At 63.5% G+C, this 26,292-nt stretch carries 22 protein-coding genes; 6 read left to right on the forward strand and 16 right to left on the reverse strand.

All coding sequences use genetic code 11. The annotated features are described in order from the left end of the window. Positions 1-5: 5 nt before the first annotated feature. Complete coding sequence (locus IFT57_RS23110; protein WP_192048427.1) at positions 6-317, reverse strand: Nif3-like dinuclear metal center hexameric protein; 312 nt, start codon at positions 315-317, stop codon at positions 6-8. 19 nt (positions 318-336) lie between these two features. Beyond that, positions 337-4,236 carry a phosphoribosylformylglycinamidine synthase gene (gene purL, locus IFT57_RS23115; protein WP_192152790.1) on the reverse strand — a complete coding sequence of 1,300 codons (3,900 nt, stop codon included), beginning with the start codon at positions 4,234-4,236 and terminating at the stop codon, positions 337-339. Between the two features lie 208 nt (positions 4,237-4,444). Here purL and mltF point away from each other — a divergent pair, with 208 nt between their 5' ends. After that, on the forward strand, positions 4,445-5,905 hold the full coding sequence (mltF, locus tag IFT57_RS23120) for a membrane-bound lytic murein transglycosylase MltF (RefSeq protein ID WP_122714356.1): 1,461 nt from the start codon (positions 4,445-4,447) through the stop codon (positions 5,903-5,905). Positions 5,906-5,978: 73 nt separating this feature from the next. On the opposite strand, the gene tadA is transcribed toward mltF, so the two are convergent. The 3 genes from tadA to IFT57_RS23135 form a co-directional block, all read right to left on the reverse strand. Continuing rightward, positions 5,979-6,461: a tRNA adenosine(34) deaminase TadA gene (gene tadA, locus IFT57_RS23125; RefSeq protein WP_122795281.1), complete on the reverse strand. Its 483-nt coding sequence runs from the start codon at positions 6,459-6,461 to the stop codon at positions 5,979-5,981. 3 nt (positions 6,462-6,464) lie between these two features. Continuing rightward, positions 6,465-7,838 carry a multicopper oxidase family protein gene (locus IFT57_RS23130; RefSeq protein ID WP_192152791.1) on the reverse strand — a complete coding sequence of 458 codons (1,374 nt, stop codon included), beginning with the start codon at positions 7,836-7,838 and terminating at the stop codon, positions 6,465-6,467. Positions 7,839-8,001: 163 nt separating this feature from the next. Continuing rightward, positions 8,002-10,596 (reverse strand): membrane-targeted effector domain-containing toxin, encoded by a 2,595-nt coding sequence (locus IFT57_RS23135; RefSeq protein ID WP_192152792.1) that lies wholly within the window; start codon positions 10,594-10,596, stop codon positions 8,002-8,004. 166 nt (positions 10,597-10,762) lie between these two features. Between IFT57_RS23135 and IFT57_RS23140 the strand changes: the two genes are divergently transcribed. Further along, the gene (locus IFT57_RS23140; protein WP_192152793.1) at positions 10,763-11,134 is read left to right on the forward strand and encodes a PH domain-containing protein; all 372 of its coding nucleotides are present in this window, start codon (positions 10,763-10,765) and stop codon (positions 11,132-11,134) included. 70 nt (positions 11,135-11,204) lie between these two features. Here the strand turns inward: IFT57_RS23140 and IFT57_RS23145 are convergent, their stop codons facing one another. The 6 genes from IFT57_RS23145 to IFT57_RS23170 all read right to left on the reverse strand — a co-directional run bounded on the left by IFT57_RS23145 (position 11,205) and on the right by IFT57_RS23170 (position 16,729). Then, complete coding sequence (locus IFT57_RS23145) at positions 11,205-11,624, reverse strand: type II toxin-antitoxin system VapC family toxin (protein WP_192152794.1); 420 nt, start codon at positions 11,622-11,624, stop codon at positions 11,205-11,207. Then, complete coding sequence (locus IFT57_RS27135; protein ID WP_192152795.1) at positions 11,621-11,875, reverse strand: FitA-like ribbon-helix-helix domain-containing protein; 255 nt, start codon at positions 11,873-11,875, stop codon at positions 11,621-11,623. Before IFT57_RS27135 ends, IFT57_RS23145 begins: the two co-directional genes overlap by 4 nt. A 252-nt stretch (positions 11,876-12,127) precedes the next feature. After that, positions 12,128-13,705 (reverse strand): glutamine-hydrolyzing GMP synthase, encoded by a 1,578-nt coding sequence (guaA, locus tag IFT57_RS23155; RefSeq protein ID WP_122795286.1) that lies wholly within the window; start codon positions 13,703-13,705, stop codon positions 12,128-12,130. Between the two features lie 116 nt (positions 13,706-13,821). Then, complete coding sequence (guaB, locus tag IFT57_RS23160) at positions 13,822-15,291, reverse strand: IMP dehydrogenase (RefSeq protein WP_192152796.1); 1,470 nt, start codon at positions 15,289-15,291, stop codon at positions 13,822-13,824. A gap of 83 nt (positions 15,292-15,374) precedes the next feature. After that, a complete protein-coding gene (locus tag IFT57_RS23165) occupies positions 15,375-15,932 on the reverse strand; it encodes a sugar ABC transporter ATPase (protein ID WP_122714368.1) in 558 nt (185 codons plus the stop codon). Between the two features lie 53 nt (positions 15,933-15,985). Further along, positions 15,986-16,729: a sulfite exporter TauE/SafE family protein gene (locus tag IFT57_RS23170; protein WP_192152797.1), complete on the reverse strand. Its 744-nt coding sequence runs from the start codon at positions 16,727-16,729 to the stop codon at positions 15,986-15,988. A 281-nt stretch (positions 16,730-17,010) separates the two neighbouring features. Between IFT57_RS23170 and yaaA the strand changes: the two genes are divergently transcribed. Together yaaA and IFT57_RS23180 are read left to right on the forward strand one after the other, a co-directional pair. Further along, the gene (gene yaaA, locus IFT57_RS23175; protein WP_192152798.1) at positions 17,011-17,790 is read left to right on the forward strand and encodes a peroxide stress protein YaaA; all 780 of its coding nucleotides are present in this window, start codon (positions 17,011-17,013) and stop codon (positions 17,788-17,790) included. 78 nt (positions 17,791-17,868) lie between these two features. Continuing rightward, entirely contained in the window at positions 17,869-18,333 is a 465-nt protein-coding gene (locus IFT57_RS23180; protein WP_122795290.1) for a multidrug transporter, read from the forward strand. A 12-nt stretch (positions 18,334-18,345) separates the two neighbouring features. Here the strand turns inward: IFT57_RS23180 and IFT57_RS23185 are convergent, their stop codons facing one another. The 4 genes from IFT57_RS23185 to IFT57_RS23200 are packed head-to-tail and all read right to left on the reverse strand — an operon-like array spanning position 18,346 to position 23,071. Further along, complete coding sequence (locus tag IFT57_RS23185; protein WP_192152799.1) at positions 18,346-19,206, reverse strand: efflux RND transporter periplasmic adaptor subunit; 861 nt, start codon at positions 19,204-19,206, stop codon at positions 18,346-18,348. 10 nt (positions 19,207-19,216) lie between these two features. Next, positions 19,217-19,417, reverse strand: a complete 201-nt coding sequence (locus IFT57_RS23190; protein WP_122475134.1) for a DUF1656 domain-containing protein — start codon at positions 19,415-19,417, stop codon at positions 19,217-19,219. Further along, a complete protein-coding gene (locus tag IFT57_RS23195; RefSeq protein ID WP_192152800.1) occupies positions 19,407-21,572 on the reverse strand; it encodes an FUSC family protein in 2,166 nt (721 codons plus the stop codon). The genes IFT57_RS23190 and IFT57_RS23195 overlap by 11 nt, the downstream gene beginning before the upstream one ends. Further along, the gene (locus IFT57_RS23200; RefSeq protein WP_192152801.1) at positions 21,569-23,071 is read right to left on the reverse strand and encodes an efflux transporter outer membrane subunit; all 1,503 of its coding nucleotides are present in this window, start codon (positions 23,069-23,071) and stop codon (positions 21,569-21,571) included. Before IFT57_RS23200 ends, IFT57_RS23195 begins: the two co-directional genes overlap by 4 nt. 177 nt (positions 23,072-23,248) lie before the next feature. Here IFT57_RS23200 and IFT57_RS23205 point away from each other — a divergent pair, with 177 nt between their 5' ends. After that, on the forward strand, positions 23,249-24,196 hold the full coding sequence (locus tag IFT57_RS23205) for a LysR family transcriptional regulator (protein ID WP_122714375.1): 948 nt from the start codon (positions 23,249-23,251) through the stop codon (positions 24,194-24,196). Positions 24,197-24,265: 69 nt separating this feature from the next. Further along, positions 24,266-25,240: a 2-hydroxyacid dehydrogenase gene (locus IFT57_RS23210; protein WP_192152802.1), complete on the forward strand. Its 975-nt coding sequence runs from the start codon at positions 24,266-24,268 to the stop codon at positions 25,238-25,240. Here IFT57_RS23210 and IFT57_RS23215 read toward each other — a convergent pair. Further along, positions 25,230-26,180, reverse strand: a complete 951-nt coding sequence (locus IFT57_RS23215; RefSeq protein ID WP_122795296.1) for a DMT family transporter — start codon at positions 26,178-26,180, stop codon at positions 25,230-25,232. The two genes, IFT57_RS23210 and IFT57_RS23215, sit on opposite strands and share 11 nt — an antisense overlap. Between the last annotated feature and the right edge of the window lie 112 nt (positions 26,181-26,292).

Genomic DNA, 26,292 nt, shown 5'->3' on the forward strand with positions numbered 1-26,292 from the left:
GCGACTCACAGATCGTGCAGTCGCCACACTTCGAAGGCAGGGGTTTCATACGGATGGGCCAGGCGCAGCGCCTGGACCACCGGTTCAATGAGTGAATCGGCTACGACCAGTTCGACCTTCCACTCTTCGACCTTCTCCACGGTATCGGTTCGACCCAGAAATGGCTGGCTGCCATCTCGGGGTCGAAACTGACCGTGCCCCAGCACCTGCCACGCGCAGTTGTCATAGGCGCCGATGCGACCGCCGCCAGCGGCGAATACAGCGCTCTTGACGACTTCGACATGGCTGTCGGGAACGAAGAAGGCCAGCTTGAACATCTGCTCGTTCACCGACCCGTCAGTTCACCCACACGCGAGCATTGCGGAACATGCGCATCCAGGCGCCGTCCTCGTTCCATTCCTCAGGCTTCCAGGAGTTCTGCACCGCGCGGAACACGCGCTCCGGGTGCGGCATCATGATGGTCACGCGGCCGTCGCGGCTGGTCAATCCGGTGATCCCGCGCGGCGAGCCGTTCGGGTTGGCCGGGTACTGCTCGGTGACCTTGCCGTGGTTGTCGACGAAGCGCAGCGCCACGCAGCCCGATACATCGGCCTGCAGCAAGGCGTCGGCCGAAGCGAACTCGGCGTGGCCCTCACCGTGGGCGATGGCGATCGGCATACGCGAACCGGCCATGCCCTGGAGGAAGATCGAGTTGGATTCCTGCACCTGGACCATGGCAACCCGCGCCTCGAACTGCTCGGACCGGTTGCGCACGAAGTGCGGCCAGAACTCGCTGCCCGGAATCAGCTCGTGCAGGTTGGACATCATCTGGCAACCGTTGCACACGCCGAGGGTGAAGCTGTCGCTGCGCTCGAAGTACTGCTGGAACGCATCACGGGCACGGGCATTGAACAGTGCCGACTTGGCCCAGCCCTCACCGGCACCCAGGACGTCGCCGTAGGAGAAGCCACCGCAGGCAACCAGACCCTTGAACTCGTTCAGGTCGACACGTCCGGCGAGAATATCGCTCATGTGCACGTCGATGGCGTTGAAGCCGGCACGGTCGAAGGCCGCAGCCATTTCGACCTGACCATTGACGCCCTGTTCGCGCAGGACGGCGACCTGTGGACGGACGTTCTTCTTGATGTACGGGGCGGCGATGTCTTCGTCGACATCGTAGCTGAGGTTGAAGCTCAGCCCTGGATTGTCTTCTTCGAGCAGCGCATCGAATTCCTGATCGGCACCGGCAGCGTTGTCGCGCAGGCGCTGGATCTGGTAGCTGGTCTCGGCCCACTGGCGTTGCAGCAGGCGGCGCTCGCCGCTGAACAGCAGGTCGTCGTGGTAGCGAATGTTCACCGCGCCGTTGTTGATCGGCTGGCCGACCACCGCCACGCAGTCGTTGCCCAGGCCCGCGGCGCTGAACTGCGCCAGAATCATCGGCGTGGCGTCCTGACGCACCTGGATGACCGCACCCAGTTCCTCGTTGAACAGCACTGCCGCAATTTCCTCGCGGCTGTGCGCCACGGTGGCCAGTTGCAGGTTGAGACCGCAGTGACCGGCGAAGGCCATTTCCACCGTGCTGGCCAGCAGGCCACCGTCGGAACGGTCATGGTAGGCCAGCAAGTGGCCGTCGGCATTGAGCCCCTGGATCACGGCGAAGAACGCCTTGAGGTCTTCGGCATCGTCGACGTCCGGCGCGTGGCTGGCCAACTTGCCGTGTGCCTGAGCCAGGATCGAGGCGCCCATGCGGTTCTGACCACGGCCCAGGTCGATGAGGATCAGGTCGGTTTCACCCTTGTCCATGCGCAGTTGCGGGGTCAGGGTCTTGCGGATGTCGACCACGGGCGCGAAGCCGGTGATGATCAGCGACATCGGCGAGGTCACGCTCTTGTCGGTGCCCTCTTCGCTCCATTGGGTCTTCATGGACATGGAGTCCTTGCCGACCGGAATGGTGATGCCCAGCTCGGGGCACAGCTGCATGCCGACCGCTTGCACGGCGTCGTAGAGACGCGCGTCTTCGCCCGGATGGCCGGCAGCGGACATCCAGTTGGCGGACAGCTTGATGTCGGAAATTTTCGCGATGCTGGACGCGGCGATGTTGGTCAGGGTTTCACCGACCGCCATGCGTGCCGAAGCGGGCGCGTCGAGCAACGCCAGCGGCGTGCGCTCGCCCATGGCCATGGCTTCACCGCTGTAGACGTCGAAACTGGTGGCGGTGACGGCGACGTCGGCCACCGGTACCTGCCACGGGCCGACCATCTGGTCGCGCGCGACCAGGCCGGTGATGGTGCGGTCGCCGATGGTGATCAGAAAACTTTTGCTGGCCACGGCAGGGTGATGCAGGACGCGTTCGATGGAGTCGGCCAGGTCCAGCTGGGAGGGGTCGAAATCATCGCCCAGTTCCTGCTCGCGCACGGCGCTGCGGTGCATGCGCGGCGCCTTGCCGAGCAACACTTCGAGCGGCATGTCGACCGGGTTGTTGCCGAAGTGGCTGTCGGTAACGGTCAATTGCGGCTCGGCAGTGGCCTCGCCGACGACGGCGAACGGGCAGCGCTCACGCTCGCAGATGGCCTGGAAACGCTCGAAGTCGGCGGCGTCCACAGCCAGCACGTAGCGTTCCTGGGATTCGTTGCTCCAGATTTCCAGCGGGGCCATGCCCGGCTCGTCGTTGGGCACGTTGCGCAGCTCGAAGCGGCCGCCACGGCCGCCGTCGTTGACCAGCTCGGGGAATGCGTTGGACAGGCCGCCCGCACCTACGTCGTGGATGAAGCTGATGGGATTCCTGTCGCCCAGCTGCCAGCAACGGTCGATGACTTCCTGGCAGCGACGCTCCATCTCCGGGTTTTCGCGCTGTACCGAAGCGAAGTCCAGGTCCGCCGAGCTGGTGCCGGTGGCCATGGAGGAAGCAGCGCCGCCGCCCAGGCCGATGAGCATGGCCGGACCGCCGAGGACGATCAGCTTGGAACCGACGGTGATCTCGCCTTTCTGCACGTGCTCGGCACGGATGTTGCCCATGCCGCCGGCGAGCATGATCGGCTTGTGGTAGCCGCGCACTTCTTCACCGTGGGGAGTGTCGATGCGCTGCTCGAACGTGCGGAAGTAGCCAGTCAGGGCCGGGCGACCGAATTCGTTGTTGAACGCCGCGCCGCCCAGGGGGCCGTCGATCATGATGTCCAGCGCGGTGACGATGCGCTCGGGCTTGCCGTAGGGCTTTTCCCACGGCTGTTCGAAACCGGGAATGTTCAGGTTGGACACGGTGAAACCGGTCAGGCCAGCCTTGGGCTTGGCGCCGCGGCCGGTCGCGCCTTCGTCGCGGATCTCGCCGCCAGAGCCGGTGGAGGCGCCTGGAAACGGTGCGATCGCCGTAGGGTGGTTGTGGGTTTCCACCTTCATCAGAATGTGCACCGGCTCCTGCACCGCGCCGTACTGGCGGGTTTCAGGGTTCGGGAAGAACCGCCCGGCCACGCTGCCGACGATCACCGAAGCGTTGTCCTTGTAGGCCGACAGCACGCCTTCGCTGTGCATCTGGTAGGTGTTCTTGATCATGCCGAACAGGCTTTTCTCCTGGCTCTGGCCGTCAATGTCCCAACTGGCGTTGAAGATCTTGTGGCGGCAGTGCTCAGAGTTGGCCTGGGCGAACATCATCAGTTCGATGTCGTGCGGATTGCGCGCCAGCCCCTGGAAGCTGCTGACCAGGTAGTCGATTTCGTCTTCGGCCAGGGCCAGGCCCAGCTCGACGTTGGCTTTTTCAAGCGCGGCACGACCGCCACCCAGGATATCCACGGCGATCAGCGGCTTGGGTTCGGCGTGACGGAACAGGCCGGCGGCCTCTTCCAGACGCGCCAGCACCACTTGGGTCATGCGGTCGTGCAGAACGGCACCGATCAGCTCGGCCTCGGCCTCACTGAAATCACCAGACACATAAAAGGCAATGCCGCGTTCCAGACGCTGGACCTGGGTCAGGCCGCAGTTGTGCGCGATATCGCTGGCCTTGCTCGACCACGGCGAAATGGTACCGAAGCGCGGCAGCACCAGGAACAGCCGCCCGGTGGGCTCCTGAACGGGAACGCTGGGGCCGTACTTGAGCAGACGGGCAAGGACTTGCCGGTCGTCGCTGGCGAGCTCGCCTTCGACTTCGGCGAAGTGGGCGAATTCAGCATACAGGCCAGTAACAGCGGGGACCTTCTGGCTCAGTTGCTCGAGTAATTTACCGTGGCGAAAGGCAGAAAGGGCAGGAGCGCCGCGCAGGATCAACATCGTCGGGACAGCCTCGAAAGGGGGTGTGCTTGGAGGCCGTGCATTCTAGCCTAAACCGTTCACCTAGGCACCCGACGGATGGAAAAACAGCGCGATCGTTCGTCAGATCCCTTGCCGGGGGCCGGTCGGAGGTTGCGCTGCGCTCTAGCAGACTCCTTCGCCTGCTGTCGAGATATGGCTGGAGCGACCGTTTGCGTATACTGCACCCATGCTCACCCAGACCGTCTTACGCTCGCGCTGCGCCAAATGGCTCTTCGCAACCGGACTTCTCCTGCTGCTCAGTGGCTGTGTTGATAAACCCAGCACACTCGAACGGGTCAAGGAGGACGGCGTGCTGCGCGTCATAACCCGCAACAGCCCGGCCACCTACTTCCAGGATCGCAACGGCGAAACAGGCTTCGAGTACGAACTGGTCAAGCGTTTTGCCGATGACCTGGGTGTCGAACTCAAGATCGAAACCGCCGACAACCTCGATGACGTCTTCGCCGGTCTGAGCCAGCCTCAGGGGCCAGTGCTGGCGGCCGCGGGCCTGGTCAGCAGCGAGGCGCGGGAGAAACAGGCGCGTTTCTCCCATCCGTATCTTGAGGTCACGCCGCAAGTCATCTATCGCAACGGCCAGAGCCGACCCACCGATGCCGCCGAGCTGGTGGGCAAGAAGATCATGGTGCTCAAGGGCAGCAGCCACGCCGAGCAACTGGCCAAATTGAAGCTGCAGTATCCGACGCTCGAGTACGAAGAGTCCGACGCGGTGGAGGTGGTGGACCTGCTGCGCATGGTCGACGAGGGGCAGATCGATCTGACCCTGGTCGACTCCAATGAAGTGGCCATGAACCAGGTGTACTTCCCCAACGTGCGCGTCGCCTTCGACTTGGGCGATGGCCGCGACCAGCGCTGGGCCGTGGCCGGGGGCGAAGACAACAGCCTGTTGAACGAGGTCAACGGCTTTATCGACAAGGTCAAGGGCAACGGCACCCTGCAGCGTCTCAAGGATCGCTACTACGGCCATGTCGATGTCCTCGGCTACGTCGGCGCCTACACCTTCGCCCAGCACCTGCAGCAACGCCTGCCCAAGTTCGAGAAAACCTTCCAGGCCTCGGCCAAGCAGGAAAAGGTCGACTGGCGGCTGCTTGCGGCCATCGGCTATCAAGAGTCCATGTGGCAAGCCAGCGTGACCTCCAAGACCGGAGTGCGTGGGCTGATGATGCTGACCCAGAACACCGCCCAGGCCATGGGCGTGAGCAATCGCCTGGACCCCAAGCAGAGCATCAATGGCGGTGCCAAGTACTTCGCCTACGTCAAGGATCAGCTCGACGACGGCATCCAGGAGCCCGATCGGACCTGGTTCGCCCTGGCCGCCTACAACGTGGGCAGTGGCCATCTGGACGACGCGCGCAAGCTGGCCGAAGGTGAAGGGCTGAACCCGAACAAGTGGCTGGACGTGAAGAAGATGTTGCCGCGCCTGGCGCAGAAGAAGTGGTACAGCAAGACCCGCTACGGCTATGCGCGTGGCGGCGAACCGGTGCACTTCGTGGCCAACATCCGACGCTACTACGACATCCTTACCTGGGTGACCCAGCCACAGCTCGAAGGCAGCCAGGTGGCCGATGGCAACCTGCACGTGCCCGGCGTCGACCAGTCAAAGCCCACACAGCAGACACCGCCGCTCTAAGAGCACCCGAGTGATCCTGTGGGAGCGGGCTCTGCCCGCGAAAAGGCCCTCGGCAGCACTCCCTCCTTCAATCTCAGCCCTTCGCCCGCCGCGCCCTGAAAAACTCGCTCAGGATAGCCCCACATTCTTCGGCCAACACGCCACCCTCCACCATCAACCGATGGTTGAGAAAGCCCTGAGCGAAGAACTGCCCCTGACTTTGTACAACGCCAGCCTTGGGCTCAAGCGCGCCGAACACCACTCGGGCGATGCGCGCATGGACGATCAGCCCCGCGCACATGCTGCAAGGTTCGAGCGTGACGTAGAGGGTGCTGCCCGGCAGGCGGTAGTTCTGCACGGCCTGCGCGGCATTGCGGATGGCGACCATCTCGGCGTGGGCGCTGGGGTCGCTGCCGCTGATAGGACAGTTGAAGCCACGGCCGACGATCTCGCCGTCCTGCACAACGACCGCGCCCACCGGCACTTCGCCCAGCGCCGCACCTTGGGCGGCTAGCTCGAGCGCTTGCGTCATGAAAAATTGATCGCGACTGCGATCGATGATCTTGGGTTGTTTCAATGTTCAGGAAACCTCTATTGCCGCCATGAGTCCGGTTTCCATGTGATCGATCACATGGCAATGGAACATCCATACACCCGGATTATCCGCCACCAGGGCCACCTGAGCACGTTCGTTCTTGCCCAGCAGGAACGTATCGGTGAAATACGGGATGATCTTGCGTCGATTGGAGGCAATCACCTTGAAACTCATGCCGTGCAGGTGAATGGGGTGCTGGTACTGGGTCATGTTCTTCAGCTCCAGCACGTAGCTCTTGCCCAACTGCAACTTGGCGATGGGGCGGTCGGCGCAGGTCTTGTCGGTGATGTCCCAGGCAATGCCGTTGATCTGCCACAGGCTGGGCGGCTTGCCCTCGGCGGTGTCGGACACCTCGCCAACCCATTCGAAGTTGAAATTGAGCTTCTCGGCATTGGCCAGGTCCGGCTCGGCGATCGGATTGGCCGGCAATGCCGGCGGCCAATCGCTCGGCCCCGCTGCGGCCGGCACCGAGCGCAGCGTGCCCAGGCGTACCGAACCGTCACGTATGGCAATCTCTTCACCGGCAGGTGGCATCTTGACTGCAAGGCACACCCGCATGCCGGGGCCCATCCAGTAATCCTTGCCGAACGCACGCGGTTCGATGGGGTTGCCATCCAGCGCATACAGGCGCATGTCGACATTGCCGCGGAAATTCAGACGGTAAGTGGCGGTGTTGTCCAGATTGAGGATACGCACCCGGACGATCTGCCCGGCCGGAAGATCAACGGTGGCCCGATGCACCCCGTTGATCGTGGAAAGCCGGCCCAGGGTGCCGTTGCGTGCGGCCTCGCGAGGAATGCTGAACGGCAGGAATGCGCCCTCCTCGTCCACATGCCAGTTCTTCAGGTTGAGCACCGCCTCGTGAGCGAAGCCGGTCGGCTCGCGCTCCTCGACGATCAACGGGCCGACCAGGCCACGGCCCAGTTCTTCGCTGCTGGCCACGTGCGGGTGATACCAGTAGCTGCCGGCATCGGGCACCCGGAAGCGGTAATCGAAGTACTCACCGGGCTTGACCGGCAACTGCGACACGTAGGGCACGCCGTCCATGTCCAGCGGCAGGCGGATGCCATGCCAATGGATGGTGGTTTCCACCGGCAGCTGGTTGATGAAACGCACCCGCAGCCATTCGCCCTGGCGCACGCGCAGTTCCTGGCCGGGCGCTGAACCGCCGAAGGCCCAGGCTGGGGTTTGGTGGCCTGCCACCAACTCGACGTCAAGCGGCGCTGCAATCAGCTGATAGTCCACGCCGGCCTGGTCCACAGGGGTGCCCAACCAATATCGGGCAGCACCCCCGGCACCCACTCCAACCGCCACCACGCCCGCCAGGCCACCGAGGAATTGTCGACGAGTGAAAGACATGGATACGGCACCTGCGCGATGAACATCAAAGGCCGACACCATACACCTGCAAGTGAGAAAGATTAAGACTTGCGCTCCTGTACGGCTGGGTGTCAGACGGTTCGCATACACCGCCGACGCGGCTTGCGCCGCTGCTACAGGGGAGTGATGCCTGTACCTTGCTTCATGGCCTGATTGTTCCCGGTGGGGCCAGGGACGGATCCAGGTAGGTGAAGGGCGCTTCGCGCACGGTCAGCGCCAAGCGCCAATCGGCTTTGACCACCCCGTCCGGGTGGCCCATCGACGGCAGGTAGTACTCGCCTGGGTCCAGGGTGATGTTGGTCTGCTGGCCGGCACCGGCATCGACGATGCGCAACGCCGTCACGTCCTGCAATTGCGCCAGGCCCGGAACACCCTTGTAGGTGGAAGCGTGAGTGTCACCGACCAGCGCGATCCATTTACCCCGGCCTGGCAATGCACTGCGCGCAGCGATGACTCGACTGGCATGGTAGCTGAACACCCGCTGGCGTAGCGTCTGACTGGCGCCGTAGAGGTCGTCCATGCCGTCGAGTCGATAGCTGGCTGCGCAATCCAGAGCGCGCACCTGGATACCCTCGCGACGCGCGGCCTGTACCAGCGTGGTGAAGTTGTACTGTCGAGCCGGGTCGGTGCGATGGCCAAGATCCTGATCGCGCAGATAATCCTGCAAATCATTGGGCAGCCGACCATCACTGGCCACCTGGTTCAGGTCGGCCTGATGCAGATCGGTCATCAGATGCTCCATGTACAGCGTGTCGACGCCATCCTTGGCCAGTGCCGACATGTTCTCGATCAAAAAGCGCTTGCTGGCGATGGACTGATGAGATTCGCCAATCACCAGCGCGCGGGACTCATCCAGCAGCCGCCGCACGGCCAGGTAGGGCGGCAGTTCCGGGTCGGGCGCATGCAACGGCGATCGGCCAGGTGAGCGCCATTGCGTGATGAATGCATCGGCATCGTCGATCAACTCGACCCGCAGTTGGTTGAGGCTGTCGAGCACTGGATTGAGCGGCGTGTAGGGGTCGAAGTATTCGCCGGACAGCATCTTTCGAAACTGGTCGCTCAACAGCTCGCGCGTGGCTGCGCGGGCCACCAGCGGCACTTCGTAGCGGCTGGCCGCGCGCTCGAACTGCACGTAACTGACCGGGGGTGGTTCCAGCTCCATCTCACCCGAGACACTCATGCAGCCACCGCCACCGCGCAAACAACCGCGGGGCACCAGCTCCCATTGCAACTGGTCGTTGAAGCGCACCGGATAATTGCCAGTAAAGGCAAAGGGCCGCTGCGGATCGACGATCAGCCAGCAACGCAGGTTCGCGTCATAGCGCGCGCGGTACAGACTGCCACGCAAACGAATCGTCGGCTTGCCCGCTACCCACATCACCCCGTCGGTATCAGGTAGCAGGGGGGTGTGTTCAAGCCCATGGGCAGGCGCCTGCAGCGGTTGCACGTCATCGAGTTCCGGCAGCCCTTGAGGGATCAGCAGCGTCGTGCTCAACAGCAGTTCGATGCCGCTGAAGATCGCCGCATACAGTGCAGCACGCCGGTCCACCGCCTCTGCGGCGTTCACCGCACGGTCCACGTTCAGCGCAAATTTTCCAGCGCTGGCCACCACCACGATCAACGCGATCGGCCAACTGGCCATGGCCGCCGAGCCGAACAGGTGCAGGCCGGCGCCCAGATAGCCGATCCACAGCTGCTTGCGCAGCTCGCTGTTGCTGTGCAGCTGCAGGTTGGCCTCGGCCAGCATCTGTTCGCGGGTCTGCGCCGCAAGCCAGCACGCCGCATCGACAGTGATGGGCTGCCACGCCACCTTTGCCGCGAACCTGGACAGTGGCTTTTTCGCCAACAGTACCAAACCACCGGTACGCGCCAGCGCTGCGGCAGGCTCAAGCAGCGCAGCGTGATCGAGCAAGCGCTCCCGACTTTGCACGCCTTGTACCTGTTGATACAACCATGCCTGCGCAGCCTTCAGGTCGGCAAACACTTCGAACGCGATGTCGCGGCCGGCCAGGTACAACAATCGCTGGCCTGCCTGGGTGTTGAAGCACAGCACGCTGGTAAAGGCGTAACCGGCAATCTGCAGCGCACTGACCGTGACGCCGCTGGTTGCGCGATGTACACCTGACAGACCGGCCAGCGTCGGCGCCATGGCGTATTCACAACCCAGGCCATCGAACACCGCCTGCACCTGAGCTCGCGTCAGGTGCCCGCCGTGGCAGGCCTCCACGGCAGCACGCAGGCAATTGATACGGATCAACGTCTGCACCTCTTGCCCATTGTCGGCCCAGAATCGCGAAAGCGCTTGGTGATAGAACGTCGCAAAATCAATGTGCCACAGCGCGTTCAGCACCTTGTCCGGCTCCAGGCGCACCTCGTTGCGCTCGTTGAACCACAGCACCTGCGCATCCCCCGTGTAGAACCCGCCCATGACATGCAGCAAGTCGGCATTGTCCTGATCACTCGCGCGAAACCGCCGCATCACCAACTCGGTAAACGTCATCGATTCGCTTGGCGGGCCCATGTGCGCGTAGCCGCTGAACGAACGGGGGCTGGACTGGGCATTGTCGAAGCGATGCCAGTAGAAGGTGTCGGGATGGGTGTCGATGCCCATGGAGGCGAGCATCTGGGTGGCGGTGGCGACGGCCATTTGGTGGAGGTCGGGCAGTTGTTGGGTGACCTGCCGTGCGAAGTCTGCGAGAACATCGCCCAATTGCGTAGTGGGAAGTAGATCAGTCATGTCAAAGGGACCGGTTTCTGAAAGAGCTGCGAGTGTGGCCAGTGCCCCGAACCCTTCTGGCCTACATATTTGGCCTCACAGTCCAGGTACCCCACTTCATCCCAATCCCCTCGCTGCCACCGTCATCAAGGTAAACTCCGGCCACCCCTATACAGGACTCCAGGCCATGATCGACTTCAACAACAAAGGCTTCTTCAAACTCAAGCAAAACGCCGAATACGGCGAACGCGTCACTGCCCTGCTGCTGGACGACGAGCAGGTGGTCGACGCCTACAAGTCGATGCGCGACGGCGTGGTGTTCACCAACAAGCGGATCATTGCGGTGAACGTGCAGGGCCTGACCGGCAGCAAGAAGGACTTCACCTCCCTGCCCTACAAGAACATCGTGGCGTACTCGATCGAAACATCGGGCACGTTCGACCTGGATTCGGAGCTGGAGGTGTATTTTTCAGCGCTGGGGAAGGTGCGATTCGAGTTCTCGGGAAAGACGTCGATGGTGGAGATTTCGCGGCTGATTGCAGGGCATGTGTTGAAGTGAGCTGGTTGGTCATCGGCCACGACGCCCTACGTTTTTCCTGTCATTTTGTGGCATCGGAGCAAGGCTTGCTCTATAGCTCCCAAGGATTGATGACCACCAGACCTGCAGCCCGGAACGGGTGAATATCGCGAGTGGCAACGATGAATCCGTTGGCGAGGGCGACCGCAGCGCTGCACGCATCGGCAGCCTCGATCCCGCTACCGGCCTTGCGCGCCTTGGCCGGCACCTCGGCGTAAGCCTGCGTGCAGGCCAGATCAAAAGGCAGAACGCGCCCAACGAACATGGGCAGCACCTGCTTTTCCAGACTTTCGCGTAGCGTCGAACGGCGCCGGCCAACCGGCATCAACGCTACGCCGGCACGTATCTCGGCTACAGTCATGGCCGACAGATAGAGGGTTTCCAATGCCTGCTCGTCGATCCATCGAATAACGCATGCCACAGGCGAGCGCCGCAGAGGCTCGAAAATCACATTGGTATCGAGCAGGATCATTCAAAGCTCACTGCGCGGGCGGGGGCTTTATCGCGTGCGCTTTCGAAGGCTGCGAACTCCTCATCCGTCAACCTGACCTTGCGGCCGGTCTGTGCCAGCAGCGAGCCCAGCTTGACCCGACCTTCCGGCCTCACCGCAGACTCCAGAATTTCACGCATTTCGGCTTCGATGCTGCGGCCATGTTGAGCAGCCCGCAAGCGGATAGCGCGGTGCACCTCATCAGAAACATTTCGAACGGTAACGGATGGCATCTTTCATATCCCTTAGCTGCTGCGATCGCTTGCACTTTAGCAATCTGCAAGGAACGGGACGATTGGTGGCATTTCGTTCGTCTGATGATCCCGCTGGAATCGACGCCTGCGGTGGTATCTCCCGAACAGACCACTCTCAGCTGCAGCGTAGAAAGAGCTGAAAAACTCTGAACTAAAAAGCCAAAAGCCCGCAATTACGCGGGCTCCAGGACATTTCTTGCTAGTTGGTGCCGGACAGTGCCGGACGTCCCATCATTCCCACTCGATCGTAGCCGGCGGCTTGCTCGACACGTCGTAGGTCACCCGCGAAATCCCTTCGATCTCGTTGATGATGCGGCCGCTCACCGTTTCCAGCAGCTCGTACGGCAGGTGCGCCCAACGAGCGGTCATGAAGTCGATGGTTTCCACGGCGCGCAGGGCGACGACCCAGGCGTAGCGACGGCCGTCGCCGACGACGCCGACCGATTTGACAGGCTGGAACACCACGAACGCCTGGCTGACCTTGTGGTACCAGTCGGCCTTGCGCAGTTCTTCGATGAAAATATGGTCGGCGCGACGCAGCAGGTCAGCGTATTCCTTCTTCACTTCACCCAGAATGCGCACGCCCAGGCCTGGGCCGGGGAATGGGTGGCGGTAGACCATGTCGTACGGCAAGCCCAGTTCCAGGCCCAGACGGCGGACTTCGTCCTTGAACAGCTCACGCAGTGGCTCGACCAGCTTGAGGTTCATCTCCTCGGGCAGGCCGCCGACGTTGTGGTGCGACTTGATCACGTGGGCCTTGCCGCTCTTGGCACCGGCCGACTCGATCACGTCGGGGTAGATGGTGCCTTGGGCCAGGTACTTGATGTTGTCCAGCTTGCACGACTCGGCATCGAACACGTCGATGAAGGTGCGGCCGATGATCTTGCGCTTCTTCTCCGGGTCGGCTTCGCCGGCCAGGTTGCCGAGGAACTGGTCTTCGGCGTTGGCGCGGATCACCTTGACGCCCATGTTCTCGGCGAACATGGCCATGACCTGCTCGCCTTCGTGCAGGCGCAGCAGGCCGTTGTCGACGAACACGCAGGTCAACTGATCGCCGATGGCCTTGTGCAGCAGGGCCGCGACCACCGAGGAGTCGACACCGCCGGACAGGCCCAGCAGCACGTTGTCGGTACCGACCTGGGCGCGGACCTGGGCGATGGCGTCTTCGGCGATCTTCGACGGGGTCCACAGCGCTTCGCAGCCGCAGATGTCAATGATGAAGCGCGAGAGGATGCGTTCGCCCTGCTTGGTGTGGGTCACCTCGGGGTGGAACTGCACGCCGTAGTAGTGGCGGTTGTCGTCGAACATGCCGGCGATGGGGCAGCTCGGGGTGCTGGCCAGCACATTGAAGCCTTGCGGAATCTCGGTGACCTTGTCGCCGTGGCTCATCCACACGTCCAGGCCGAACACGCCGTCGGCGTCGATGTGGTCTTCGATGCCTTCGAGGATGCGGCTCTTGCCGACCACGTCGACGCGCGCGTAGCCGAACTCACGCATATCGGAACCGGCAACCTTGCCACCCAACTGCTCGGCCATGGTCTGCATGCCGTAGCAGATGCCGAAGACCGGCACGCCCAGGTCGAATACCGCCTGCGGGCAGCGCGGGCTGTTGGCTTCGTGGACCGACTCGGGCCCGCCGGCAAGGATGACGCCGCGCGGGGCGAATTGGCGAATCGCTTCATCGTCCATGTCGAACGGGTGCAGCTCGCAGTACACGCCGATTTCGCGCACGCGACGGGCGATCAGCTGGGTGTACTGGGAACCGAAATCGAGGATCAGGATACGGTGGGCGTGAATGTCGAGGGCCATGACTCATTCTCGTCAGATGTATTCGGAAACAACACGGGGCTGTAGTGAACAGCCCCGCTGGATTGAATTTCCGTCTGCCGCCGGATGTGCACCGGGCGGCAGGCGGACTACCGGGGTCAGCCCACGCGGTAGTTGGGCGCTTCCTTGGTGATCTGCACGTCGTGGACGTGGGATTCAGCCATGCCGGCGCCGGTGATGCGGACGAACTCGGGCTTGGTGCGCATTTCCTGGATATCGGCGCTGCCGGTGTAACCCATGGAAGAACGCAGGCCACCCATCAACTGATGGATGATCGCCGACAGGCCACCCTTGTAGGCGACACGGCCTTCGATGCCCTCGGGCACGAGCTTCTCGGCACCGGCCGAGGAGTCCTGGAAGTAGCGGTCGGACGAGCCCTGGGCCTGGGACATCGCACCTAGCGAACCCATGCCGCGGTAGGCCTTGTAGGAACGGCCCTGGAACAGTTCGATTTCGCCTGGCGCTTCTTCGGTACCGGCGAACATCGAGCCCATCATCACGCAGTAGGCACCGGCGACGATGGCCTTGGACAGGTCACCGGAGAAGCGGATGCCACCGTCGGCGATCAACGGCACGCCGCTGCCTTCAAGGGCTGCGGCGACGTTGGCGATGGCGCTGATCTGCGGCACGCCGACACCGGCGACGATACGGGTGGTGCAGATGGAGCCCGGGCCGATACCGACCTTGACGGCATCGGCGCCCGCTTCAGCCAGCGCCTTGGCGGCTTCGCCGGTGGCGATGTTGCCGCCGATGACCTGCACGTCGGGGAAGTTCTGCTTGACCCAGCGCACACGGTCGATCACACCTTTGGAATGACCGTGGGCAGTATCGACCACGACCACGTCGACGCCGGCTGCAACAAGAGCGCTGACGCGCTCGCCGGTGTCTTTGCCGGTACCGACGGCCGCGCCGACGCGCAGACGACCTTGGTCATCCTTGCTCGCCAGCGGGTAGGCCTTGGCCTTCTCGATGTCCTTGACGGTCATCATGCCCTTGAGGTGGAACTCGGCGTCGACGATCAGCACTTTCTCGATGCGATGCTTGTGCAGCAGGTCGCGGACCAGGTCCTTGTCGGCCCCTTCGCGGACGGTGACCAGACGCTCTTTGGGCGTCATCACTTCGCGAACGGGGATTTCCAGGCGGTTTTCGAAGCGCACGTCGCGCGAGGTGACGATGCCCACCAGGTTGCCGTCATGCAGCACCGGCACGCCGGAGATGTTGTGCAGCGAGGTCAGTTCGAACAGGTCGCGAACGGTGGCATCAGCTTCGATGGTGATCGGGTCCTTGACCACGCCGGCCTCGAACTTCTTGACCTTGCGCACTTCGGCAGCCTGCTGCTCGATGGTCATGTTCTTGTGGATGATCCCGATGCCGCCTTCCTGAGCCATGGCAATGGCGAGGCGGGCTTCGGTCACGGTGTCCATCGCCGCGGAAATCAGCGGGATGTTCAACTCGATGCCGCGGGTCAAACGGGTCTTGAGGCTGACTTCATTGGGCAGTACTTCGGAATAACCGGGCACTAGAAGAATGTCGTCGAAGGTCAGGGCTTCTTGGCTGATACGCAGCATGCGGGGGCTCCCGAGCGGGAAAATGGAAGCGCGCCATTATACCCACACATGCCCGCACAAGAAAGGCAAAGATGGCCTGGCGGTCAATTGTCCTGGAACTTTACCAGCACCTGCGCGATCGGCTGGTCGAGCCAATCGGCGAATTCGGCGATGAACTCCGCCTTGAAGGGGGTCTGGCCCCAGTTATTGAAGATGAAACCTAGATTGGAGAAGGCGCAGGGCTGCAGGAACAGAAAGCCATTGATGTCGTCTTCATGGCCGCACAGCGGGCAGGTGAAGTTATCGGTCAGGCCTGGCATCCACTCCTCGAGGCTGTCGAACAGCGCCTCACCCACTTCCTGACGGCATTCGGGGCAGCCAGCTTCGTGCAGGAAACCGTCCACGGGCGTGAAAATGCAACGATCGGTGACCACTTCCAGACCGTTGACCGTTTGTCCGTAGGGCAGCCGTTCAGGGTGTTCGACGACCTGCCGCGCGCCCGGACCGATGGCGTAGGCCATGCGGTTGCCGCTGCGCCCACAGGTGCTCAGTTGTTCCTCGACGATGTCCTTGCGCACCAGCCAGCGCAGGATCGCCCGCGCACGCGGCTCGTGCACCGGCAAGGTGGAGAGGCGCGGAACGAGAATGTTCTGAGTGTTCATGCAAGGGCCCGACGCTGCGCAAAAGCGGCAGGATAATCCCCTGCCCGCGCAGGTCAAGGGTTGAAATAGCGGAACAGCAACGCCAGACCGCTGGCCAGCACCAGCCAGGTCACCAACCGCACGAAAGCCTCGCGGGACATGCGCAAGGTCAGTCGACGCCCGATCCACAAGCCAGTCGCCATGGCCGGAAGCAGGCAGACGGCGGTCAGCAGTAGCTGAGTGTTGGCGTAGACCCCGGCAATGATGAACAACGTCAGGCGCACGACCGTGCTGCAACTGATCAGCGCGCTTTGCGTGGCGCGCACCTGTTGTTTGTCGTCCAGCCGCGCGCCCAGGTAGATCGCATAAAGAAAGCCGCCGCTGCCGAACAAGGCACCGAACAGCCCGCCGATCGTGCCCATCGGTACGGCCCACCAAGGCGACAACCGCGCGGGTCGCGCCGTGGTCAGCAGCATGTACAGGGCGTAGCCGGTGATGAACAGGCCCATCAGCAGCAACAGCAGGTCGGATTTGAGGTTGAGCAGAAAGACCACGCCCAGGGTGCAGCCCAGGGCCATGAAAGGCAGCAGCCGTTTGAGCTCCGCCCCTACCACCGACTGCCGGGCGGGAAGCAGATTGCCGAAGGCGGCGATGAAATCGAGTACCACGAGCAGCGGGATGAGCGTGGACAGTGGCATGAAGTGGATGAGTACCGGGCCTGCAACCAGCGCCGTGCCGAAGCCGGCAATGCCGAAGACGATGTAGGCGGCGGCGATTGCCAGAAGCATGATGCTCCAGTCGATGAGTGCGTAGTCCATGCGCGGGTTTCCTTTTTTCCGGGCACTGTGGGCGAGTGGGATCGATGGCGTCAATACGGTTGGGGATGGGTGGTGTGCCAGAGGGTTCGCGGTGTGGCTGGACGCGGCTTGCGCCGCTGCTACAGAGGAACGCCGTACCAACGGCACAAGCGATCCCCTGTAGCAGCGGCGCGAGCCGCGTCCGGGGTCGCTGCGGTCCATCTGGATGCCCCCACGCTTAAAGGTGGACGAGCCCCCGGCACTGCTCCAGAATTTACCCACGCTCACAGGAGAACCTCTGCATGCTGATGGTGATATCCCCCGCCAAGACCCTCGATTTCGATACCCCTCCGGTCATCCAGCGCCACACCCAGCCTGAATTTCTCGACCATTCCCAGGTGTTGATCGAACAACTGCGCGAGCTCAGCCCTGCGCAGATCGCCGAGCTCATGCATCTCTCCGACAAGCTGGCCGGCCTCAACGCTGCACGCTTCGGCAGCTGGACACCCGACTTCACCCCCGAGAACGCCAAGCAGGCGTTGCTCGCCTTCAAGGGCGACGTCTACACCGGGCTGGACGCGACCACCTTGGACAAAGCGGGTTTCGACTACGCGCAGAAACACCTGCGCATGCTGTCGGGTCTTTACGGCCTGCTGCGGCCACTGGACCTGATGCAACCGTACCGACTGGAGATGGGCACCAAGTTGGTCAATGCCCGCGGTAAGGACCTCTACGCGTTCTGGGGCGAGCGCATCAGCCAATGGCTCAACCAGGCCCTCGCCGAGCAAGGCGACGACGTGCTGTTCAACCTGGCGTCGAACGAATACTTCTCCGCCGTCAAACGCAAATCTTTGCAGGCGCGCCTGATCACTGCCGACTTCAAGGACCTGAAGAATGGCCAGTACAAGATCATCAGTTTCTATGCCAAGAAAGCCCGCGGCATGATGGCGCGTTTCGTGATCGACGAAAAAATCCACGACCCCCTGCAGCTCAAGGGCTTCGACCGCCAGGGCTATCGCTACAACGCCGACCAGTCACGGCCAGACCACCTGGTGTTCCTGCGCGATCAGCCCGACGACTGAGCATGTGCGGGCGTGGTTTTCACAGACACGCGAACGTTCTGTACGATACGCCCCACTTCTTCACCAAGGCTGGCAGTCATGTTAATCGGCATCTTTCTGATCATTTCCTGGATCATCCTGCTGGTCCGCTATCCCTCCAAGGCCCTGCCGATCTCCGGCGCCGCCGTGTTCGCCCTGGCATTGCTCGCGCTGTGGGTCATCATGAGCGACACGCGCGAAGCCCATCGCCTGGCGCGGCTGGAAATGCGCATCACCTACGATCCACAGGGCTGTCCGGGCGACCGCCCGCTGCGCTTGAACCTGAACAACGGCAACAACGTACCGATGCAGGAGCTGCAATGGCAGATCGCGGCTTATGCGCCCGGCCAGACCGCCAACCTGGCGGAAAACCTCTACACCGCGCCCCGCTACCGTGGCCCCGGTGAGCTGCAGGCCGGCGCCGACTGGCAGGACTGCCTGCCGCTGCCGCCACTGCGCCCCGGCTATCGCCCGCAGACCTTGGAATTTCGCGCCGAACGCCTGCAGGGCAGTTTCTCTAAATAGTCAGGAAGCCGCTTACGGCACGGCGGGCGTGACGATTACCGTGCAGGTCGTGCCGGCTGCCAGCAGCATGCCTTCGGGCACCTCGTCCAGCTCGATGCGCACCGGCACTCGCTGCGCCAGGCGAACCCAGTTGAAGGTCGGATTGACGTCGGCCGTCAGCTCGCGGCTCTGTGGGTTGTCGCGGTCATAGATGCCGCGCGAGATGCTGTCCACATGGCCCTTGAGGGTTTCGCCGCTCATCATCTGCAACTGCGCCGCGTCGCCGACATGCACATGGGGCAACTTGGTTTCTTCGAAATAGCCGTAGACCCAGAACGAATGCTCGTCGACCACGGCCAGCTTCGCCTCGCCGACCCGCGCATAGTCACCGACATGTACGTTGAGGTTGGTGACGTAGCCATCCACCGTGGCAAGCACGCGGGTGCGCTCCAGGTCCAGCTGCGCGGCCTCCAGGCGTGCCTGGGCCTGTTGATAGTCGGCCAGCGCCGAGGCGGCAACATTGCCGGCGTCCTCGCGGCTCTCCCGGGAGATCACCAGCTCATCGAGATCGGCACGCCGGCTGGCATTGACCTTGCGCATGTCCCAGGCCGCCTTGCGCGACGCCACCAGCGCCTGCGCCTGCTTGACCGCCAGGCGGTAGTGCTCCGGGTCGATCTGCAGCAGCACGTCGCCCTTGCGCACACGCTGGTTGTCGCGCACCGGCACCGCGGTGACGTAGCCCGACACATCGGCGGCGACGTTGATGATGTCGGCGCGCACGCGCCCGTCACGGGTCCAAGGCGTCTGCATGTAATGCACCCACAACTGGCGACCGATGAAGATCGCCAGCGCCAGCACCAGCAGGGTCGCCAACAGGCTGAAAAACTTTTTCATTGCGCGGTTCTCAACGGTAGACAGTCAGCGCCATGGCGCCGAACAGACAGACGAACAGGCTCAGGCGCAACAGCGCCGGGTGCCAGAAGAATCGGTACACATCCAGGCTGGCAAACAGCCGGTCGAAGGCCCAGGCCAACCCGGCGGCGAGCACGAACAACAGGGTCATGGTCGGCATGTACAGGCCATGGAAAGCGATTTCACGGGGCATGCTTGGCTTCTCGGAAGGCCAGTTCGGCGAGCGGCGATTGCGGGTCCAACAACGAACTGCGAATGAAGTGCAGGTAACTCTGCACCCGGCGCAGCGCCGAGGTATCGAAATGTCGGGCGAAGGGTTCATCGGTGTTCCTGACCAACTCAATGGCCTGCTCGACAGCCGCCTGTGCGCGCTGCAGGTTAGCTTGCTGGGGCTGGATGAACAGGCGGATCAGCGCACGCCCCAGCACCCGGATCGACTGGCGCCACGGCTGCCACGAGGCATAGGCCGGGTGCACCGGCAAGCGCTCCTGCTCACGGCGCAGCTCGATGATGGCGTGCCCCACCTCCATCACCACGAACATCCAGCGCAGCAGATTGCGCTGCACCTGTGGCTGCCCGGCCGCCAGGCCATAGGCCTGGTGCAGCAGATCGCGGGTGCGACTTTCGAATGCCGAGCCCAGCCCGCGCGGCTTGCCGCTGATGGCGAACACCACCAGGGCGCGCAGGTCCTGCTCCAGGCGCTGCCACATCCAGCGACTGTTGGGCGGCAGGATGACCGCACCGGCGGCAGCGCAGAACAGCATCCCCAGAACCATGCCGATGTAGTCGTTGATGAACGCATACGGATCGTACTGCGTGAGGTTGCCGGGCACCGAGCCCATGGAAAAGAAGATCAGGAGGCCCAATCCGTAGCCAACGAAGCGAGGTCGAGAGGCAAGGAAGGCGCCCAGCGTCAGCACCGGCGCGAGGGTCAGGCACAGCAGCGCGAAGCCGTCGATCCACGGCAGCACGAAAAAGGTCGTGTAGAAGCCCACCAGCGCCCCCAGCAATGTGCCGCAGGCCATCTGGAACGACATCCGCCGCGGGTTCGGCGACGCCGCCGACAGGCCCACGGTGGCTGCAGCCACCAGGGTCATGGTCGCGCCACTGGGCCAGGCCGTCGCTATCCAATAGCCGTCTAGAAGCAGCAACACCAGCGCGCCGCGAATACCGGCGGCGGCACTTGCCAGCCAATTGGTCTGTGCACGGTACGGCTCGTCCCAGCGCTCGCGGGCATGCCGATGCTCGGCCAGCGAGGCATGGGTCTGGGCATAGTCGTGCAGTTCTTCGACGAAGCGATAGAGCAACTCGAATGCGGTATGCAAATCCAGCAGGTCTTCATCGTCCGGGCCGCTGTGTTCGAACAGCTCGCGCAGGCTGCGCACCTGGGCCGGCAGCGCGTCCTTGTACCGCGCCATGCGCCGGGCCAGGCGCGCAGCATCGGCATCGGTCAAGGCCTGCCCGGCGAAATCGTCCAGCACGTGCGTCAATGCCTGCAAAGCCGGTTCGATGGCCATTGCCACGCCGCGATGACCGCGCGCGCGGATACGTTCGAGCAACTGATGCAGCGCATTGAAGCGGGTGGTCACCGTCATGAATTCGCTGTTCAGCCGGCTGACCCGACCATTGCGCCGGCGCATGTGCGGGTCTTCGAAGGCGGTCACACTGCGCAGGCTTTCCAGGCCCACCGCCTCGGCGATGAAGCGTACGTTGTCGGCTTCGAACTGCTCCGCTGTGCTGTCGCCTCGCAGACCGTCGGTGACGAAACGGGCGAAGATACCAAAGCGCTGATACAAGGCATTGCGCATCGAAGCGCTGGACGACTGCGGAAAGATCGCCGCGCTGACCGCCGTCGCCACGAGAATGCCCAGGGCAATTTCCAGCACGCGCCAGACTGCCGCCATGAAGGCGCCGTCCGGATGGGCCAGGGCCGGCAGGCCGACCATGGCTGCTGTGTAACCGGCCAAGACGAAGCCATAGGCGCGGAAGTTGCGGCAGCGCATGGCGCCGGTCGAGCAGATGCCGACCCACAGCGCCAGGCCGGGCAGGAACAGTTCGGTGTTCTGCGCGAACAGGGCGATCAACACCACCGTCACGGCCGACCCGACGAGGGTACCGAGCAGACGATAGAAGCTTTTCGCAAAGACATGGCCGCTCTGCAACTGCATGACGATGAACACGGTGATCATCGCCGTACGCGGTTGCGGCAGCTCCAGGCGCATCGCCAGCCACAGCGTGGTGAATGCGGCCAGCAGCACCTTGAAGATATAGATCCAAGTGACGCCGTCGCTGCGCGCCCACTCGAAAAAACCGCGGCGCCATTGCAGGCTGCCCAGCCAGGCCGTCATCGATCGATTACCGCCAGTGGCTTGGGCACTTGCAGACGTTCGCCAGCCGGGGCGTCGGCACCCGCCCCCAGGCCGCCGCCCAAGGCCGTGACCAACTGCGCATGCACCGCCAGGCGCGCGGCCTGCACCTGTTGCTCGATCTGCTGCTGGCGCAACAGCAGGGTCTGTGCATTGAGCACTTCCAGGTAGCCGGTCAGACCGCGCTGGTAGGCGATCAGGGCAATGTCGTAGCTCTTGCGCGCCGAAGCCACCGATTGCTCGGCGAAGGCCTGTTGCTTGTCCATGGAGGCGCGGCGGATCAGTTGGTCGGAGATCTGCTTGAGCGCCTCCACCAGCGTCTGGTTATAGCGTGCCACGGCCAGGTCGTAGCCGGCCGATGCATCGGCCAACTGGGCACGCAGCCGACCGCCATCGAAGATCGGCAGGCTCAATGCGGGGCCGGCGTTGTAGCTCAGCTTGCGGCCGGCGAGGAACTCCAGCATGCCGCCGCCAGTGGCCAGGTAGCTCAGGCTGCCGACCAGATCGACATTGGGATAGAAGCCGGCATGGGCCACGTCGATACCCCGTGCGTTCGCCGCCACGGCCCAGCGGCTGGCGACCACATCAGGGCGCTGCCCCAGCAACTGCGCGGGCAGCACCGAGGGCAACCCAAGCGGCGCTTGCAGAGACAAGCTTGGACGCGTGAGTTGGCTGCCCTGCCCCGGCCCTTTGCCCGCCAGTGCGGCCAGTTGGTTCTGTGCCAGGGCGATCTGTTCATCCAGGGCGTCGATCTGCCGATGGGTTTCCGGCAGCAGGGTCTCGGCCTGGCTGACTTCCAGATGGGTGCCGATGCCGCCGCGCAGACGCCGCTGCGCCAGCGCCAGGATCTGCTCTTGCTGGGTCAGTGTGCTGTGCACGATGTCACGCTGGGCATAGTGCAGCGAGAGCTGGATGTACGCCTGCACCACGTTGCTCGCAAGTTCCAGTTGGGCCTGCCGCGCCTGAGCGACGCTCATGTGCGCCAGGTCGACGGCGCGCTCGCTGGCATTGCGCTCACGGCCCCACAGGTCCAGCGCATAGGTGAAACCCAGCCCGGCGTCGTTGTCCCAAGTGGTCTGCCCGGACAGGTCGCCGGGACCATAGAAGGGGTCGGCAGGCCAGTCGTGGCGATGCAAACGGGCGCTGGCATCGATATGCACGGATTCGGCGGACTCTGCCAGCCCTGCCATGGCCTTGGCCTGGCGCACCCGGGCGGCCGCCGTGGCCATGCTTGGGCTGCCCAGCAAGGCCAGGCTCACCCAGGCATCGAGCTGCTTGTCGCCATATGCGTGCCACCACTGGGTCTGCGGCCATTGCGCTTCCTGGACGGCGGTTTGAATGGCGGCGTCGGTGGCCAGCGCATCGGCCGACAACGCTTGGTCCCGAGGGGCGATGCCGGCAGTGCCGAGGCAGCCGGTCAAGGCCAGGGTCAACGTCCAGACACTGAGGGTTTTCAACTCGTCGATGAGGCGGCGCGGCACTGCGGCGATTTCCGGGAGGGGTAGAACTGCGGAGGGGTCTGGGCCGGCATTCTAGAGCCGCTGCGTAGCGCCGATAAGCTGGATTTCCTGCGATTCTTTGTTACCGAACCGGTGATAATCCTTCTGTATAATTGTGGCTTCATGCGACAATTTGTCCGTCGAACCAGAGACCGAATCATGGACACCTTGCAAAACATGCGTGCGTTCACCTGTGTGGCCGAAGCCGGCAGTTTCACTGCCGCCGCCGCACAACTTGACACCACCACCGCCAACGTCTCGCGCGCGGTGTCCAACCTCGAAGCCCACCTGCAGACGCGGCTGCTCAACCGCACCACCCGACGCATCGCCCTGACCGAGGCCGGCAAGCGCTATCTGGTGCGCTGTGAGCAGATCCTCACCTATGTCGCCGAAGCCGAGGCCGAGGCCAGCGATGCCCACGCGCGGCCTTCGGGGCAGTTGAAGGTGCACACCATGACCGGCATCGGCCAGCACTTCGTGATCGACGCCATCGCGCGCTACCGGCGCACCCATCCGGACGTGACCTTCGATCTGACGCTGGCCAACCGGGTGCCGGACCTGCTCGACGAAGGCTATGACGTGTCCATCGTTCTGGCCAGCGAGCTGCCCGATTCGGGCTTCGTGTCGCAACGCCTGGGCATCACCTACAGCATCGTCTGCGCCTCCCCCGATTACGTGAAGGCGCACGGCTCGGCGCGCACGCCCGGCGACCTGCGCGACCATGCCTGCCTGCGCCTGGTCAGCCCGGTGGTGCAACTGGAAAAATGGCTGTTCCAGGGCCCCGATGGCCAGGAGATGGTCAACATCAGCAACGCGCCGTTCCAGGTGAACTCGGCCGACGCCATGAAGACCGCCATCAGCAGTGGCATGGGCGTGGGCGTGCTGCCCATCTACGCGGCCATCGACGGCCTGCGCAACGGCACGCTGGTACGCATGCTGCCCGAGTACCGCCTGCAGGAGTTGAACCTGTACGCCATCTACCCGTCCCGTCAGTACCTGGATGCGAAGATCAAGACGTGGGTGGAATACCTGCGCGGTTCGCTGCCCGACATTCTGGCGGCGCACGACGCCGACCTGCAGACCTTCGACCTGCAGATCGCCAACTGAGGCGGGATTGTTTCTGCTCGAGCGGGAATGTTAGCGTGCTCTCATTCCCTCCCGACGAGCACACGCCCAATGAAAAAAACCGTCCTCGCGTTCAGCCGTATCACCCCTGCCATGGTCGAGCGGCTCGAAACGCATTTCGACGTCATCGTGCCCAACCCCAAGGCGGGTGACATCGCCGCCCAGTTCAACGAGGCCCTGCCCAAAGCCCACGGCCTGATCGGCGCCGGGCGGCCGTTGGGCCGCAAGCAACTGGCCGACGCCGCCAACCTGGAGGTGGTTTCCAGCGTATCGGTGGGCTACGACAACTACGACGTCAGCTACCTCGACGAGCGCGGCATCATGCTCACCAACACCCCTGACGTCCTGACCCAAAGTACCGCAGACCTGGCCTTCGCACTGATCATGAGCAGTGCCCGGCGCGTGGCCGAACTCGACGCCTGGACCAAGGCCGGCAACTGGAAAGCCAGCGTCGGTCCCGACCAGTTCGGCACCGATGTATACGGCAAGACGCTGGGTATCGTCGGCCTGGGCAATATCGGTGCGGCCGTGGCACGCCGCGGTCGGCTGGGCTTCGACATGCCCATCCTGTACAGCGGCAACAGCCGCAAGCCTGAACTGGAGCAGGAATTGGGTGCGCAGTTTCGTAGCCTGGAGCAACTGCTGGCGGAGGCGGATTTCGTCTGCCTGGTGGTGCCGCTCAGCGACAAGACACGCCACATGATCGGCACCACAGAGCTGGCGCAAATGAAGAAGAGCGCCATTCTGGTCAATATCTCGCGCGGGCCGGTGGTCGATGAAGCGGCGCTGGTGCAGGCGCTGCGCGACGGCACCTTGCGCGGCGCCGGCCTGGATGTCTACGAGAAGGAGCCGCTGGCCGAATCGCCATTGTTCCAACTCGGCAACGTCGTGACGTTGCCGCACATCGGCTCGGCCACAGCGCAGACCCGCGATGCCATGGCTTATCGCGCCATCGACAACTTGACGGCGGCGCTGCTCGGCAAACGGCCGCAGGATCTGGTCAACCCGCAGGCGTTCAAGGGCTAGGGCGAACCAGCGCCGTGCCACCCGGCACCGGCAGCGCTCCCGACGACCCGCTCGACGGGGACGCTGCCGACCTGGCGCCCTTGCGAAACACCAGCACGTTGCCGAGCATCACCAGTACCAGCCCGCCCAGGGCCGGTGCGGTCCATTGGTACCCTTCGGCATACGCCGAGACATTCAACGCCACCACCGGGAACAGCACCGTGCAGTAAGCTGCGCGCTCGGGACCCATGCGACCCACCAGGGTCAGGTAGGCGGTGAAGCCGATCACCGAGCCGGGTATCACCAGGTACAGCAGCGAGCCGACGTAGCGCACGCTCCAGTCCATGCTGAACGGCGTGCCGCGCAGCAGGCAGTAAGCACTCAACAGCAGGGCCCCGTAGAGCATGCCCCAGGCATTGGTGGTCAGTGGCCTCAGCCCGGCTTTCTGCTGCACGCTGGAGAGCATGTTGCCCGCCGAGAAACACAAGGTGCCCAGCAGCGCCAGACCCAGGCCGAGCAGGGTCTGCGGGCTGGCATCATGGCCGGCCAGCTCCGGCCAGAACAGCAGGCCCAGGCCAAGCAGGCCCAGACCACCCGCGCCGATCACGCTGGCCGTGATCCGTTGGCCCAGAAAGATCCGCGCGTTGAGTGCATTCCACAAGGTTGCCGTGGAAAACACCACGGCGATCAACCCGGTCGGCAGCCACTGGCTGGCGGTGAGGAAACACATGAAATTCACGCAGAACAGGCACAACCCCTGGGCCAGGCAGATGAGATGACCGCGCCGTCCCATGGTCTGCAGTCGTCGGGTGGCCAGCAGGATCACGAACAGCACCAGCGCGGCGAGGCCGAACCGGTAGACGATCGACACGGGAATCTCGACCACGCCCAGTTGCAGCTTGAGGGCGATCCAGGTCGTTCCCCAGATCAGTACAGTCAGCAGATACAGCGATAGATTCATGACAAGGCCTCCGGGGTCAGGGGCACATTGTCCGAGCCGTGGCCGATCCCGGCTTGCACAAACTTGCGCTTTTTCTGCCGCTGCACTGGCAGCTTTCCCGCGACGCAGTACC

This window comes from Pseudomonas sp. CFBP 13719 (assembly GCF_014842095.1).
Taxonomy (GTDB): Bacteria; Pseudomonadota; Gammaproteobacteria; order Pseudomonadales; family Pseudomonadaceae; genus Aquipseudomonas.

Coding starts and splice junctions, on each gene's coding strand:
- IFT57_RS23110 (WP_192048427.1), bottom strand. CDS start 317: ATGTTCAAGCTGGCCTTCTTCGTTCCCGACAGCCATGTCGAAGTCGTC.
- purL (WP_192152790.1), bottom strand. CDS start 4,236: ATGTTGATCCTGCGCGGCGCTCCTGCCCTTTCTGCCTTTCGCCACGGT.
- mltF (WP_122714356.1), top strand. CDS start 4,445: ATGCTCACCCAGACCGTCTTACGCTCGCGCTGCGCCAAATGGCTCTTC.
- IFT57_RS23130 (WP_192152791.1), bottom strand. CDS start 7,838: ATGTCTTTCACTCGTCGACAATTCCTCGGTGGCCTGGCGGGCGTGGTG.
- IFT57_RS23135 (WP_192152792.1), bottom strand. CDS start 10,596: ATGACTGATCTACTTCCCACTACGCAATTGGGCGATGTTCTCGCAGAC.
- IFT57_RS23140 (WP_192152793.1), top strand. CDS start 10,763: ATGATCGACTTCAACAACAAAGGCTTCTTCAAACTCAAGCAAAACGCC.
- IFT57_RS23145 (WP_192152794.1), bottom strand. CDS start 11,624: ATGATCCTGCTCGATACCAATGTGATTTTCGAGCCTCTGCGGCGCTCG.
- IFT57_RS27135 (WP_192152795.1), bottom strand. CDS start 11,875: ATGCCATCCGTTACCGTTCGAAATGTTTCTGATGAGGTGCACCGCGCT.
- guaA (WP_122795286.1), bottom strand. CDS start 13,705: ATGGCCCTCGACATTCACGCCCACCGTATCCTGATCCTCGATTTCGGT.
- guaB (WP_192152796.1), bottom strand. CDS start 15,291: ATGCTGCGTATCAGCCAAGAAGCCCTGACCTTCGACGACATTCTTCTA.
- IFT57_RS23165 (WP_122714368.1), bottom strand. CDS start 15,932: ATGAACACTCAGAACATTCTCGTTCCGCGCCTCTCCACCTTGCCGGTG.
- IFT57_RS23170 (WP_192152797.1), bottom strand. CDS start 16,729: ATGGACTACGCACTCATCGACTGGAGCATCATGCTTCTGGCAATCGCC.
- yaaA (WP_192152798.1), top strand. CDS start 17,011: ATGCTGATGGTGATATCCCCCGCCAAGACCCTCGATTTCGATACCCCT.
- IFT57_RS23180 (WP_122795290.1), top strand. CDS start 17,869: ATGTTAATCGGCATCTTTCTGATCATTTCCTGGATCATCCTGCTGGTC.
- IFT57_RS23185 (WP_192152799.1), bottom strand. CDS start 19,206: ATGAAAAAGTTTTTCAGCCTGTTGGCGACCCTGCTGGTGCTGGCGCTG.
- IFT57_RS23190 (WP_122475134.1), bottom strand. CDS start 19,417: ATGCCCCGTGAAATCGCTTTCCATGGCCTGTACATGCCGACCATGACC.
- IFT57_RS23195 (WP_192152800.1), bottom strand. CDS start 21,572: ATGACGGCCTGGCTGGGCAGCCTGCAATGGCGCCGCGGTTTTTTCGAG.
- IFT57_RS23205 (WP_122714375.1), top strand. CDS start 23,249: ATGGACACCTTGCAAAACATGCGTGCGTTCACCTGTGTGGCCGAAGCC.
- IFT57_RS23210 (WP_192152802.1), top strand. CDS start 24,266: ATGAAAAAAACCGTCCTCGCGTTCAGCCGTATCACCCCTGCCATGGTC.
- IFT57_RS23215 (WP_122795296.1), bottom strand. CDS start 26,180: ATGAATCTATCGCTGTATCTGCTGACTGTACTGATCTGGGGAACGACC.